Source organism: Sulfuricurvum sp. (genome assembly GCF_028710345.1).
Lineage (GTDB): Bacteria > Campylobacterota > Campylobacteria > Campylobacterales > Sulfurimonadaceae > Sulfuricurvum.
Genome location: NZ_JAQTUH010000001.1, coordinates 442831 through 456262, shown reverse-complemented (window position 1 = coordinate 456262; position 13432 = coordinate 442831). Strand labels below are relative to the sequence as shown.

The window sequence follows — 13432 nt, the reverse complement described above, 5'->3', positions numbered from 1 at the left end:
CCACATGAAGTACCTACTCTTGTCATTTGTAACCAGTGTATTCATTGTTAATGCCCAAGCAGCACTCAATAGTGAAGAGCTTCAACACTACACAGAAGCAAAAACTCTCTATAATGGACAATCTTTTAGCAGTGCCTATGAGATACTCTCATCCCTCTATCTAAATGCCCTCGATGATCCTCAACTCAACTTTTACTTAGGGCGTAGCGCATACGAAGTAGGAGAGTATTCGATGGCTCTCGCTGCATTTGAGCGGGTTAAAGATCTTGACCCCGATAATATCCGTAATCAACTTGAACTGGCAAAGACACAATACCGTGTCAAACTGTACGACGAATCCAAAGAACAATTCGAAGAGGTGCTTAAAACACCCAAACTTCCTGAAAATGTCCAAAAAACGGTCCAATATTATCTCAGCAATATAACCAAACAACAGCAACGGGGAGTTTTCTTTATCAATGCACGCGGAGGATTACTGTACGATTCGAATGTCAACTACAGCTCATCCGTTGACACCTTCACCCTCCCGGACTATGGAACGTTTCTTAACACTCAACCGATCAGTGATAGCGCCCATGAAGAGAGCTTAAGCTTTAGCTACCTCTATGATATTGGTGAACTTGGCGGAATGATCATTCGAAATGATGTTAACCTCTATCAACGACGCTATTTTGATGAGCATAGCTATGATTTATTCTTGCTCTCCTACGCCCCTTCCCTTATATGGAATACCAGCCGTTCTGCCTATGAACTCATTGGTGGAATAGATCGTTTCAGCCTTGGAGAGAAAAGTTATTATACCTCCTACTCACTCACACCAAAATGGACCTATACACTCACTCCGGCTCTTCGTCAAATAGTGTCATTAAAAGGGGAGACCAAACGCTATTTTGAGTTTGATAGCCTCGACAGCCATATGGGAGAGTTTGGGTATGGAGTTGAATACTACCCCTCCTCTTCCAGTGCATTAAAAAGGATCACGACAAATCGAAAATAAAGAAGTAGCTGTTAATATCAACTACACACAATACGGAGCGTCACTCCTTTATACTAACCAAATATTACCGATGAGCATTGCTCAGATTAGTACCTCTTTGCAAAAACGTGATTATGACGATTACAACACCCTCTTCCAATCGTATCGAAACGATACCACATGGTACGGGTCATTCAATTTTATTCAACGCATCAACTCTATTTTTTCAGCTGAGCTACAAGCCAATTATACTCATGCAAACTCAACCCTATCCGTATATGACTATGACAAATATACTGTGTCACTGAACTTATCCGGTCGATTTTAGGAGACTATTATGATACGCACCCTTTTATCCTTCATCCTTGCTCTAACCCTCTCTGCATCACTTCATGCAAGTGTTGCCAAAATAACCTCACTTACAGGAACTGCTCTAATCGAGCGAGATACCAAAAATCTTCCTGCTGCACTCGGTAATGATCTCGAATCCAAAGATACAATCGCTACCTCCGAAAATTCAAAAGCACAGCTCACCTTCAAAGACAACACCATCATCACAGTCGGGAAAAAGAGCCGTTTTTCTATCGAAGAGTATCTTTATGATAGTTCCGACTCTTCAAATGCAAAATTCAATATCCTCTCAGGAACCGTTCGAACCATGAGCGGTAAAATCGGAAAAATAGCACCGGAAAAATTTGCCGTTAAAACCAAAACAGCTACCATCGGTATTCGTGGTACCGACTTTGTGATCCATGTTGGGGATGAGGGAGAAATCTCCGCGTACTGTCTCCAAGGAGCAATCGTAGTCCTCAACAGTGCAAACATCCAAAATGTTGTTGATATGGGTAGCTATATATCGTTAAGCAAAGAGGGAGTGTTTAAAGAGAAACAAACCTTTACCCCTGAAGAGATTAAAACGCTTTTGGGTAAAAACTTTACCGTCTCAAAAACCTCTCAACCCTCTAATGAATCGGTTACATTCGAAACGGCATTAGCCCCTATCATTGCAGCAGAGGGGAGTGGCGATCTCCTCCAACATGATGAATCATTAGATAAGCACACCAACATAGAAGAGATAGTCTCTACAATAAAATCCGATAGTGCAATAGTTGCCCCTAAAGAGGCTCAAACCTATACCGGACTCATGACATCACTTTTTGATTATGGCAGTTGGAGCCATATCAAAGAGGGTGCAGTGACCCTCGTATCAGATCCATCAACACAAACCGTTACGGGTGATATCGGAGTCCCCGCCCTCTATAGTACTATCCATCTTGGATCAACCACATCGTATTCGAGTGTCAATACATTTGATACCCAGCTCGCCTCCATCGAAGACAGTTCTGGTAACATAATTCCCTTACCAAGCGGCTCATATTTAAAAACATGTGCCTGCAATACGGATGACTATTTTACATGGGGAGAGTGGGAAAAAGTCAGTGATCCTAACGTTTATGGCGATCCACAAGCACACGGGTATTGGGTAGCAGGGGTAGAGACACCATCATCCGTTCTTGACGCCTACCGAAGCAATTCCCAAACTTTAAATTATACCGGTACTACATTCGGCTCGGTCAATACGGTCAATGTTGATGGATTCCTCACCGGAACAGAATCATTTAGCGGCAGCTCCGCGATCAATATTAACTTTGAAACCGATACGTTCACTGCAGCATTTGCTTTTTCAACACCCAATGATCAATATAACTTGGAATTCACGAACGGCTCAAGTTACGCGAATACCCTTTCAGCCGGCTCCATATCTACTTTTGGAAGTACTAATTTAGGAGATATGACATCACAATCCCCAACCGGTAATCTCCAAGGTAAGTTTTACGGAACCGATGGTAAAACCGTAGGGGGGACGTTTCATACCTCTTCGACAATACCTAATAGCAGTGATTCGCTAATCTTGCAAGGTGCTTTTAAAGCAAAAGCACCCTAATGCATTTTATTACTTATCGTCTGACACGGTTTATACTTTTTGTATTGATTAGTGCAACGATATTGTATGGCTATCTTTTTTTACCGGCGACCTATCAAAATATCGATGATAAGCTTCGCGATTTTTTATTTATTGCACGGGGAGTCACCCCTGCTAGTGAGGATATCGTTATTGTCGATATCGATGAAAAAAGTCTCGAAAGTCTAGGGCAATGGCCGTGGGAGCGAAATGTTATTTCACGGATGTTGCAAAACCTAACGAATGCGGAAGCCGGAATCATAGGATTGGATATCGTCTTCTCCGAATCGGACAAAAGCTCACCCCACCATTTTGCTCAACAATTTCATCTCTCTGAAAACGTACCAAATTATGATTTGCAACTCGCCAAAACCGTTAGCAATACCCCCACGATTTTAGGATATGTCTTTAAATTCGATCAAAAATTTCATTCCAATTCTCTCATCACCCCCGATATTCCCGCTATTTTTATCGAGAAAAACCTACCCGATACACACTATCTGCTCCAACCGTTTGGGATACTAACCAACTTAGAGTCCATCCAAAAAAGTGCTTATTCGAGCGGGTTTATTAACAACGTACCCGATGCTTCGGGGAATATACGCAGTGTTCCTCTTATTATGCGTTACAATGAGAGTATCTACCCCTCACTCGCTTTTGAGATGTTTCGCATCGCCAACAACGCCAAAAAAGTGACGATTAATTACTCACCCACTGGGGTATCCTCTATTTTTGCAGGAGAGATCGAGATTCCAACCGATCGCAACGGTCGAATGTATCTCAACCATCGAGGTCCCGCCAAAACATTTCACTACCTCAGTGCAAGCGATATCGTCAACAATACTTTTGATCCTGCCCAAGTCAAAGGAAAATACATCCTCGTCGGAACTTCCGCGTATGGATTGATGGATTTGCGTTCCAACCCTTTTGATAACATTATCCCAGGTATTGAAATCCATGCGACACTGATTGATAATCTTATCCAACACGATATGCTATTACGCCCTGAGTGGATCGAGCTAGCAGAAATCGGGATGATTCTAGCCCTTTGCGCTATCACTATTTTAGGGTTATCTCTATTACGCCCTTTTTTACTACTTGGAGGATTTATAGGGTTATTAACAGGGGTAATCTATCTCAACTATACCCTTTTGTTTACCTACCACATCATCCTCAATCTCTTCTTCACGCTCCTCACACTCGGAATCTCTATTGTTGCCGTTTTAGGGATGAACTACTTTTTTGAACAACGCCAAAAAGAACGTGTAAAGAAAAAATTTGCCCAAAAAGTCTCCGAACAGGTTATGGAAGATTTAATGAATTACGAAAGCGGTTCTGCTTTGCAAACGAGACAAGTTGACGTTACCATATTCTTCTCCGATATCCGCTCTTTTACCCTCATCTCCGAAACACTGGGCTCACCAGAGACACTGGTCTCCTTTTTGAATCAATACATGACAGTGATGGTTGAGCCGATCATTCAAACTTTCGGAACTATCGACAAATTTATCGGCGATGCCATCATGGCATACTGGAATGCCCCTAATCATGTCGAAAATCACGCAGACATGGGTGTTAAGTCCGCCCTTAAACAACTGCAAATGCGCGAAGCCCTCTCACAAAAGCTTTATGCAGAATTTGGTGTGCATCTTGATTTTGGTATTGGGCTAAACACAGGTGCCGTTACAGTAGGGGATATCGGTTCTGAGGGGCGATCGGATTATACGATTATCGGCGATCCAGTCAACCTCGCTTCACGACTGGAAGGGTTGTGCAAATATTATCATGTCCGTCTCATCATCTCTGAAAACACCTATCATAATCTCAAAGAGAGCTATATTATCCGTGAGCTTGATCGTGTCCGTGTAAAAGGGAAAACGGAACCTATTCGGATTTATGAAGTATTAGGGGAAGGGGAAGCAGAACCATCCGTTGCTACCGAATTAGAACACTTTCATCAAGCGCTCGAAGAGTATCAGCGCGGAGCATTTATGAGGGCTATGGAGCTTTTTGCAACACTCGAAGCAGATACTCCCCATCCATTATATACCCTCTATAAAGAGCGATGTATCCATTTAGAGGGTATGCATCTTGAAACTTTTGATGGAATTTACGAATTCCACGAAAAATAAAAAAAATTTACTGATAGTACACTAAAGCTACCCGCATCTTTCGGATGCGGGAGATTATTGAGCTATATATTTACTGTTCTAGCTGTACTGCAAGCTCTGAATAAACACGTGCTTTAGCAATATTGTAACGGTGTGATTCTCCACTTTTTTCCAAGGCTGCTATTTTTTGATTCAACTGTATCATACGAGCATTAATAGAGTTGCGGTTTTGGACTACTTTTGACTTGTCATCACCGTTTGGCTGAGCTAATCCCACAAAACTTTTTGCTTGATTCACATAATTTCCCGTCGTATCCAACGCATCGGCGATACTTTGTGTCGTTGCCGCCATTGCCGCAGTAGAAGAGGATATTTCATTAAGCGAATTTTCGAGATCTTTCGCATCGCTGAGTAATTTTGTATCCGCGTACACTGCCAACTTTGATATATCCGATGCTTTGGCAGTAGAGCGGTTTAGTTTATCGAAACCAGCGAGAAACGTCTCAGAACTGTTTTTGTATCGGTTAAGTGTACTTGCCGCACCACCGAGATTCAACACCGTTTTAGAGATCAGTTTTGTAGTATTTGAAACCTCTCCCGCATAAGGGATCGGCAAAAATCTCACCACATTACTGATATAGAGACTCGATTTAATCATGTCCGAATAATTATCGACCGTCCCTTTCATGACCGTGATAAATATCTCAAACGACTCAATATTTTTTTTGTCTTCCCGCAATAATTTGGCAACTTTTTCGAGATGGTCATACCCATACCCATTAAGTTGTCCAGCACTCATACATGCTTTTTGAGGTTGTGGGGGAGTAGGTTCGGGGACACACCCGCTTAAAAACACCATGGCTAATATGGATAAAAACAACGATTTCATATCTCTCTTTTTCCCTTTTACAAATGTAGATTCAATGTGAAATCATATTCTACCCAATTTAAAATATCATCTGAAAAATATTATGCTATAGTTTCTCCACCAAAATGAGAGAAATAACCCTGATGAAAACATCCCCTCTCTTTGTATTCCTCTTTTTTATTACTTTTCCCTTTTTTACTATGGCAAAGGGTGATGAAATAATTCTCCCTTCGTGTGAGCAATTAATCGAATACAAAAAATCTCCCCGATTCGATCGTCTGAGTTACCCTATTGAAACGGCACGTTTTTACAACCAGCGATGTGAAAGTTCTGAACTCATAGCATGGTTGGATCACAATGCGACCTTGACACCCGATGCTGTTGAACTCATCACCGCTATCGAACGCTCTTATGATGAAGGGTTAAACCCCCAACGCTATCACCTCCGTGAAATTCAAGAAATTCTTGAGACGCTAAAAAGCACCCCTTCTACTACATCAAACAGTGCTGAATCTCCTCTCTTTTGGCTCGATCTACTCCTGAGTGATGCCTATATCTCCTTAGCAAAAGATCTCCATGAAGGTCTTTGCCAATGGGATGAACTGCATGAATACAAAAAAGGGAAAAATGAAAAATTTGCATGGGATCGTCCGGCATTTGAACCGATCGTATATCCTGAATATCTTGCCGAGTATTTGAAACTTCACCGCATCTCCCGTTCCCTCTCAGCCCTCTCACCCGATTACGAAGAGTACCGCAAGCTTCGAGATGCACTCCATACCTATCGCACTATCGCAGAGTCTGGCAAACCTACCGCCTCCACCCAAAAAATCATCCAAAAATTGCTTATCAATCTTGATCGATTTCGATGGCTACCGCGCGGAATCGACAAAAACAGCAACTACATCGATATCAATATCCCCTCATTTACCCTCAGAGTAATCGATCACGGCTATGAACTCTTAGAGATGAAAACCATCGTCGGAAGAGACTCACGCCCCACCCCCATCCTCTATAGCAAAGTATCTCATGCAATGCTCAATCCCTCATGGACAGCACCGCAAACCATCATCCATAAAGATATCCTAGAGAGCAAAAATATCTCCGCATTTCTCCAAAATCACGACATACGAGTCTATGAACACTCAGGCGGCGAACTCAATGAGATTGACCCCACCCAAATCGATTGGAGTCTCCACAGCGGGAAAAAAAATATCCCCTATATCTTTAAAACCGATGCCGGAGAGACGAACCCTCTAGGAAAAATCAAATTTCTTTTCCCGAATACCCATTTTGTCTATCTCCACGGTACCAACACCCCTGCTTTATTTAAAAAAACCGACCGCGCCCTCAGTTCAGGATGTATCCGCCTCAGCTCTCCGCAAAAACTCTACGACTATCTGATGGAGAAGAGGGAAAATCTTGAGGATAAAAATCCAAACACCCTGCAAGAAGCCGACATCTCCGTTCAACTCCCCAAAAAGCTCCCGATACTTTTACGTTACATGACGATTCATGCAGAGACGAACGGCAGAGTGACCCTTTATAACGATATTTACGGTTATGATGAAGGACAATGGGCGATTCTAAAGAAAAAAGGGATCAAAACAGAATAAAGTGATATGGTGGAGGCGTCCTCTATCAGATAAAGGCTACATAATACTTATCTCTTTCCTCGTTCCCAACGTCCTCGTTGGGAATGAATAAGTGTGTAAATACTTAGAAACCAAAGGCTATACACTCCCAAACAGGAGTTTGGGAGCGAGGAAATAGTCGTCAAGAAGTGCCTTACTTTGACACAGTTTGGGCACACCCATATTACTTCAGATTCCATAATTCTAATTCTTTTTATTTGATCTTGTTACAATATCCATTATAAAATATAGAAGGTTAATATTATGGGCAGTTTTGACATTGGAAAATGGGTTATGAAGTTAATGACTACGTCTCACTCCTATTTTACATTATTGGAATTTGCTAATGATAAACATACTTTTCATTCATATACGAATCAAAAAGTTATTTATAGTAGTTCAAATGACACCGATGAACTAATTGAATTAAAAATGGAAGAATCCCCTCATAAAGAAGACTTTCAAAAAATGATTTCTGATGAAATCGATCATGCTTTAGAAAATTATTCGAATCAATTGGTTGTTATATTAGCAACATATATAGAAACTATGCATTCAGAATTTTTTCAAAGTTTATTTAATTATAATAATAAATTGATATATGATTATCTCTTTTCTAATAATGATAATAAAGATTTTAATATCTTAAATTTAATTTTCGATGCAGAATCTAAAGATGAAATAATTGAACAACTTATAAATAAGGCTAAAAAAAATATTGTTAATGGCTCATTGAAAAAAATCAATGAAAGAATTTTAAAAATGACTGAATATCAAATTGATAAAACTATTATTGATTCTATTCAACTAGATATTTTAGATAATCGCAATATGATTATTCATGAATCTAAAGTCATTAAAATAAAAGATGATGAGATTAAAATATATTTTAAATTAACTGAAAAATATTTATTTGAATTAGGAAATGCTTGTAAAAAATGCGGATCTTCTTATATAGATCAAGCTAATTGGTTAAAATAAAAACATAGGTTAAGAAAAGGAAAAGGGGACAGGCTACTTATTCCCCTTCTCTACACCACTCATTCTGATTAAAAATTTTAAAAAAGCTTTTTTGTTTTGTAGTTGATAGTGCGATGTAAAACCCTGCCGATAATGACGGTTGGTAATATTTCATCGATTTTATAGAATACCAAATAGTTCTCGATAATCAGAACACGGCATTCTCTGCGGATATGTTTACGTTTGCACATAACACCCAAGTGTGGAAAATCGGCTAATTTCAAAATGCCGTTTTTGAGAAATTCGAGGTATTCGATGGCACGAGAGGGAGAATCTTCTGCAATATGATCTAAAATGATTTCAAGATCAGTGTAAGCGTGTTCGAGATAGACGATCTTATGAGGCATATTTTGTGCCCAATTTGGCAAATACCTCTTCATGCGTCCCTATAAGGGGCGAATTGAATCCTTCGTCGATCATTGATTCGAGTTCTTCCTCATACTCTTCTTTTGAGAGTTTTACAGTATTTTCTGGAAGTGATTTGAGAAATGCAATCACTTTATCTGCTATGGATTCGTCTTGTAATTCAAGATGATAGGCTAACATATTGTCCTCGTTTTCAGGAAAGTTGATTGGAAAATTATATCATGGATTGTATGTGAAGTGATGGTGGAGGCGTCCGGGATTGAACCGGAGTCCTAAACCAAGGAAGTAAAGGCGTCTACATGCTTAGTAACGTTGTTTGTTTTTCAGATAACTATCACACAACGTGCAAAGCTACATCATCCAATTCTCTAAATTCATTCAAGTCCGAGACATTCCAAGAATATAGCTATCACAGGGGTTATACGCCAAGCCCTTCCAGTTATAGCATAGGAAGGTAGCGCAGTCCTAAAGTTTAATTAAACTTACGCTACAGCGTAAGCAGGACGGTAATTAGTGTTGTTTGCGTTTAAGCAAGTGTGAGCCGTATAACGGAGCTGCTCAGTCCGGCGATGCAACCTAAACCTTCTTGATCCAGTCGAAGCCATGTCGCCCCCACGTGGTAACCGAAGTTATGATGGAATTATAGCGGATTTTTAGACAGATTTTGTCATCCCGTACTTGATACGGGATCCATCTCTTGCATTTATAAAGTATTGGATCCCGTGTCGTAGCACGGGATGACAGTGGTGCGATAACACGGAATGACGTTTAAGAATTAATGAGAGATTTGATGGTGCGGGTTATCTCACAGCATCTAGCGATTTTTTGGGTTGCTGAAATAGTATCGTCCAACAAGACATTGACGATAGCCGATCCGACGATGACACCATCTGCCCCTTGCACTTTTTCACGTGCTGTTTTTTCATTCACACCGAAACCGACGTAAACAGGAGTTTGTGTATGGCGTTTAATCATCTCTAAAGTCGGAGCTAAATCTTCGGCTTTACCACTCCCCGTAATCCCCGCATAAGCGACAAGGTAGATAAATTTACGCGCTTCAGCGGTAATCAATTTAATACGCTCTTCCCCATCGGTCGGAGCGACGAAGGTGATGTTGGCTAAGGCGCGTGATTCAAAGAGGTTGTGATAGTTTTTTGCCTCTTCATACGGAACATCAGGGATGATTAAACCGTTTACGCCGATACTTGCAGCTTTATCAAGCAACGCTTCCATCCCGTATTGGTAAAACGGGTTGAAATAACCCATCCATAATGTGTCAATTTTAGGGGCGACGGCAGTCGAAATCTCGATCAAATCGGTAAATTTGAATCCATTGGCGAGTGCCGCATGATTTGCCGCTTCGATTACAGGACCATCGGCTACGGGATCGGAAAACGGAACGCCGAGTTCTAAAGTATCGACACCGTTTTCACCCAGTGCTAATGCGAGATCAACAGTAAAATTTTTATCAGGGTAACCTGCGGTGATGTATGCTACGAGGTGCTTCACGCCTTCTCCATATCGGGTAAAATTAAAAGGGAAAAATTGATTTTGGAGAGTTCATTGTCCATTTTGAAATCTTCTTGCCATTGCTGGAACATATCAGAAACACTGATAAGCCACGTAATCGTCTCTTCATTAACAATACGATCGCGAGTTCTTAGTTGCTCTAAGGCATCTTCGACAAATGAAGAGAGACGTGTCATCGGTTCAATTTGTAAATATCCGGAAGCTGATTTAATATTATGAAAAATACGGAAAAGCTCTTCAATACTTCGATGAACACGATCTTGGATACCAAGATCAATAATCATTGGTTCCATAATCTCCACCATCATGGCAAAATGATCTAAAAATTCATCGATAATTTCAAAATCGAAATTGTTCTCCAAATCGGTTCGTACACCCATGATTTTCTCCTATTTGAAACGATTATACCGCTTTTTGTATAATAGATGCTTTAGCTAAATATGACAAAATGACATATTCAAAGAGGGTAATACTTTTTTTGGGTAAACTTCTATCTATGAAAAAACTAACACTTAGCGCTCTCAAAAAGCGTAAAAACAATCTTCCTATTGTTATGATAACAGCGTATGATGCCCTTTTCGCCCGATTATTAAGCGAAAGTGCCGATATCCTACTCGTTGGTGATAGTCTCAACATGAGTTTCGGAGGCAATGCGGATACCCTCAGTGCCACGATGGATCAGATGATTTATCACACTAATGCGGTATGCAAAGGTGCTCCTGAGACGTTTGTTATCACCGATATGCCTTTTGGATCGTACAGCGATGAGGGCATAGCCCTCTCTAATGCACTGCGTGTTTATCGTGAAACACCTGCCGATGCCATCAAAATCGAAGGGGGAGCCGATAAAGCCCACCTCGTGAAACATCTCGTAGACAACGGCTTTGCGGTGTGCGGACATATCGGGTTACTTCCCCAAAGTGTTCGTGCTGAGGGTGGGTATAAGGTAAAAGGGAGATCCGAAGAAGAAGCCCTCTCCCTCATTGCCGACGCACAAGCTATCGAGCAAGCAGGAGCATTTATCATCGTTATCGAAGGGGTCATTGCTGACGTTGCGACACGTGTAGCTCAAAGTGTCTCTATTCCTGTAATCGGAATCGGTGCGGGGAACGGCGTGGACGGTCAAGTGCTCGTATTCTCCGATATGCTCGGTCTCTATGAGCCGTTTGTTCCGAAATTTGTCAAACAATACACGAATGGTGCAACCGTTGTCAAAGAGGCAGTCAACATTTATAAAAATGAAGTACAAAATAGAGAGTTTCCAGATGAAAATTTTATTTATTAAGATTATTACCATATTCATTACATTATTAATTAGCGGGTGTTCTATGTCATTTTCAAAGGATCATAAAATTTCTACCCCTTTAAATACTCCATTTGCATACTCCTATGATCACCCTGTAAGAAGTAACCCCTGCATCTCTGGCACAGAAAACTATCAAAAATGTCTCAATAATTCTGATTTAAACCCTTCAATGACAGGAAAATATTAAAATTTATGGAACGCATCGTCGAAATCGAGAAATTTACTGCCGAAGAGGTCACAGAAACTTCACTTCGCCCTAGCAATTGGGATGGGTACATCGGACAAGAACAAATCAAAAAAAATCTAGGTGTCTTTATTGAAGCAAGTTCCAAACGACGTGAAGCTCTCGATCATGTCCTTTTTTATGGACCTCCAGGTTTGGGAAAAACAACCCTCGCCCTCATCATCGCCAACGAGATGGGAAGTAACATCAAAGTAACTGCCGCACCCATGATCGAAAAAAGCGGTGACCTCGCCGCCATCCTCACAAACCTCGAAGAGGGGGACATTCTTTTCATCGATGAAATTCACCGATTATCCCCTGCGGTTGAAGAGATTCTTTACCCCTCCATGGAAGATTTCCGCCTCGATATCATCATCGGCTCAGGCCCAGCTGCCCAAACAGTTAAAATCGACCTCCCACGTTTTACCCTCATCGGTGCAACGACCCGTGCGGGGATGCTCTCCAATCCCCTGCGCGATCGTTTCGGAATGAATTTTCGGATGCAGTTTTATACACCTGAAGAGCTTTGTACTATTGTTACCCAAGCCGCGATGAAACTGGGAAAACATATCGATAAAGATGCCGCTCACGAGATTGCTAAACGCTCACGCGGAACCCCCCGTATTGCTCTAAGATTACTAAAGAGGGTTCGAGATTTTGCTGATGTTGCGAATGAGAGCACCATATTACACGAACGTTCCCGCTATGCCCTTGACCAACTGGGGATCAATGCCAACGGTTTTGATGAGATGGATATACGCCTTCTAAAACTCCTCATGGAAGCAAAAGGGCGTGCGATGGGATTATCCACTATCGCGGCGGCGCTGAGTGAAGATGAAGGGACAATCGAAGATGTACTCGAACCCTATCTCCTCGCTAATGGCTATTTAGAGAGAACGGCACGCGGTCGTATCGCCACTCCCAAAACCTATGAATTACTCAAATTTGGTAATCCTCCTCTACACCTTTTTTAATTAACATTGTTAACACTCCGTTGTTGATTTATTGATTCTTTTCCTCTATCATGTTATTATCAAAACCAAAAGGATATCAACATGAAAAAGATTCTAAGTATCGCACTGATTCTCGGTGCTACAGCGTTAATGGCGTGCCCAATGCAAGGTGGAGCATGTGGCGATAAAGGTGGCATGATGAAAAAATGTGAGTGTGACACCTCTAAACTCCCTAAACCATTTGAAAAATTGGGTTTAAATGATGATCAAAAAGCACAAATCCAAAAAATTCGTGAAGAGGGCAAATCATTCCATAACCAACAACACGAAAAAATGATGGCAGTACTTACCCCTGAACAACGCAAAGCGTTCGAAGCTAATGCTCCTAAAATGTGCCCTAAAGGGGAAATGAAAGGGATGAAAGGGGACAAAATGCCAGAAGGTGGCATGGGCTGCAAAAAATGTGAGGAAAAAAAGTAATC

The 13432-nt window shown here is 41.2% G+C and carries 14 protein-coding genes and 1 other RNA gene; 9 read left to right on the top strand and 6 right to left on the bottom strand.

What is annotated here, in order from left to right; genetic code table 11:
* Window positions 1–4: 4 nt before the first annotated feature.
* From PHC76_RS02380 to PHC76_RS02365, 4 genes are all read left to right on the top strand, one after another.
* Window positions 5–997 carry a tetratricopeptide repeat protein gene (locus tag PHC76_RS02380; RefSeq protein WP_299972596.1) on the top strand — a complete coding sequence of 331 codons (993 nt, stop codon included), beginning with the start codon at window positions 5–7 and terminating at the stop codon, window positions 995–997.
* A 97-nt stretch (window positions 998–1094) separates the two neighbouring features.
* A complete protein-coding gene (locus PHC76_RS02375) occupies window positions 1095–1304 on the top strand; it encodes a hypothetical protein (RefSeq protein ID WP_300209773.1) in 210 nt (69 codons plus the stop codon).
* Between the two features lie 9 nt (window positions 1305–1313).
* Window positions 1314–2921, top strand: a complete 1608-nt coding sequence (locus PHC76_RS02370) for a FecR family protein (protein WP_299972599.1) — start codon at window positions 1314–1316, stop codon at window positions 2919–2921.
* Window positions 2921–5071, top strand: coding sequence for a CHASE2 domain-containing protein (locus PHC76_RS02365; RefSeq protein ID WP_299972601.1), 2151 nt, complete (start codon window positions 2921–2923; stop codon window positions 5069–5071). Before PHC76_RS02370 ends, PHC76_RS02365 begins: the two co-directional genes overlap by 1 nt.
* Before the next feature lie 70 nt (window positions 5072–5141).
* On the opposite strand, the gene PHC76_RS02360 is transcribed toward PHC76_RS02365, so the two are convergent.
* A complete protein-coding gene (locus tag PHC76_RS02360; RefSeq protein WP_299972603.1) occupies window positions 5142–5939 on the bottom strand; it encodes a hypothetical protein in 798 nt (265 codons plus the stop codon).
* 104 nt (window positions 5940–6043) lie between these two features.
* Between PHC76_RS02360 and PHC76_RS02355 the strand changes: the two genes are divergently transcribed.
* Both PHC76_RS02355 and PHC76_RS02350 read left to right on the top strand, forming a co-directional pair.
* Entirely contained in the window at window positions 6044–7534 is a 1491-nt protein-coding gene (locus PHC76_RS02355; RefSeq protein WP_299972605.1) for a L,D-transpeptidase family protein, read from the top strand.
* Between the two features lie 282 nt (window positions 7535–7816).
* A complete protein-coding gene (locus PHC76_RS02350) occupies window positions 7817–8533 on the top strand; it encodes a hypothetical protein (RefSeq protein WP_299972607.1) in 717 nt (238 codons plus the stop codon).
* Between the two features lie 77 nt (window positions 8534–8610).
* On the opposite strand, the gene PHC76_RS02345 is transcribed toward PHC76_RS02350, so the two are convergent.
* From PHC76_RS02345 to PHC76_RS02325, 5 genes are all read right to left on the bottom strand, one after another.
* Window positions 8611–8919: a type II toxin-antitoxin system RelE/ParE family toxin gene (locus tag PHC76_RS02345; protein WP_299972608.1), complete on the bottom strand. Its 309-nt coding sequence runs from the start codon at window positions 8917–8919 to the stop codon at window positions 8611–8613.
* Window positions 8909–9118, bottom strand: coding sequence for a hypothetical protein (locus tag PHC76_RS02340; RefSeq protein ID WP_299972610.1), 210 nt, complete (start codon window positions 9116–9118; stop codon window positions 8909–8911). Before PHC76_RS02340 ends, PHC76_RS02345 begins: the two co-directional genes overlap by 11 nt.
* Before the next feature lie 61 nt (window positions 9119–9179).
* Window positions 9180–9552: a transfer-messenger RNA gene (ssrA, locus tag PHC76_RS02335) on the bottom strand.
* A 154-nt stretch (window positions 9553–9706) separates the two neighbouring features.
* Complete coding sequence (gene trpA / locus PHC76_RS02330; protein ID WP_299973266.1) at window positions 9707–10447, bottom strand: tryptophan synthase subunit alpha; 741 nt, start codon at window positions 10445–10447, stop codon at window positions 9707–9709.
* The gene (locus tag PHC76_RS02325) at window positions 10444–10848 is read right to left on the bottom strand and encodes an Hpt domain-containing protein (RefSeq protein ID WP_299973269.1); all 405 of its coding nucleotides are present in this window, start codon (window positions 10846–10848) and stop codon (window positions 10444–10446) included. The genes trpA and PHC76_RS02325 overlap by 4 nt, the downstream gene beginning before the upstream one ends.
* Window positions 10849–10964: 116 nt before the next feature.
* Here PHC76_RS02325 and panB point away from each other — a divergent pair, with 116 nt between their 5' ends.
* The 3 genes from panB (at window position 10965) to PHC76_RS02310 (ending at window position 13430) form a co-directional block, all read left to right on the top strand.
* Window positions 10965–11753 (top strand): 3-methyl-2-oxobutanoate hydroxymethyltransferase, encoded by a 789-nt coding sequence (gene panB, locus PHC76_RS02320; protein ID WP_299973272.1) that lies wholly within the window; start codon window positions 10965–10967, stop codon window positions 11751–11753.
* A gap of 213 nt (window positions 11754–11966) precedes the next feature.
* Window positions 11967–12971, top strand: a complete 1005-nt coding sequence (gene ruvB / locus PHC76_RS02315) for a Holliday junction branch migration DNA helicase RuvB (RefSeq protein ID WP_299973275.1) — start codon at window positions 11967–11969, stop codon at window positions 12969–12971.
* Window positions 12972–13052: 81 nt separating this feature from the next.
* Window positions 13053–13430, top strand: coding sequence for a hypothetical protein (locus PHC76_RS02310; RefSeq protein ID WP_299973278.1), 378 nt, complete (start codon window positions 13053–13055; stop codon window positions 13428–13430).
* The last annotated feature ends 2 nt before the right edge of the window (window positions 13431–13432 follow it).

Excerpts from the sequence above, each read along its gene's own strand:
- PHC76_RS02380 (WP_299972596.1), top strand. The coding sequence starts at position 5 with ATGAAGTACCTACTCTTGTCATTTGTAACCAGTGTATTCATTGTTAAT.
- PHC76_RS02370 (WP_299972599.1), top strand. The coding sequence starts at position 1,314 with ATGATACGCACCCTTTTATCCTTCATCCTTGCTCTAACCCTCTCTGCA.
- PHC76_RS02365 (WP_299972601.1), top strand. The coding sequence starts at position 2,921 with ATGCATTTTATTACTTATCGTCTGACACGGTTTATACTTTTTGTATTG.
- PHC76_RS02360 (WP_299972603.1), bottom strand. The coding sequence starts at position 5,939 with ATGAAATCGTTGTTTTTATCCATATTAGCCATGGTGTTTTTAAGCGGG.
- PHC76_RS02355 (WP_299972605.1), top strand. The coding sequence starts at position 6,044 with ATGAGAGAAATAACCCTGATGAAAACATCCCCTCTCTTTGTATTCCTC.
- PHC76_RS02350 (WP_299972607.1), top strand. The coding sequence starts at position 7,817 with ATGGGCAGTTTTGACATTGGAAAATGGGTTATGAAGTTAATGACTACG.
- PHC76_RS02345 (WP_299972608.1), bottom strand. The coding sequence starts at position 8,919 with ATGCCTCATAAGATCGTCTATCTCGAACACGCTTACACTGATCTTGAA.
- PHC76_RS02340 (WP_299972610.1), bottom strand. The coding sequence starts at position 9,118 with ATGTTAGCCTATCATCTTGAATTACAAGACGAATCCATAGCAGATAAA.
- PHC76_RS02325 (WP_299973269.1), bottom strand. The coding sequence starts at position 10,848 with ATGGGTGTACGAACCGATTTGGAGAACAATTTCGATTTTGAAATTATC.
- panB (WP_299973272.1), top strand. The coding sequence starts at position 10,965 with ATGAAAAAACTAACACTTAGCGCTCTCAAAAAGCGTAAAAACAATCTT.
- ruvB (WP_299973275.1), top strand. The coding sequence starts at position 11,967 with ATGGAACGCATCGTCGAAATCGAGAAATTTACTGCCGAAGAGGTCACA.
- PHC76_RS02310 (WP_299973278.1), top strand. The coding sequence starts at position 13,053 with ATGAAAAAGATTCTAAGTATCGCACTGATTCTCGGTGCTACAGCGTTA.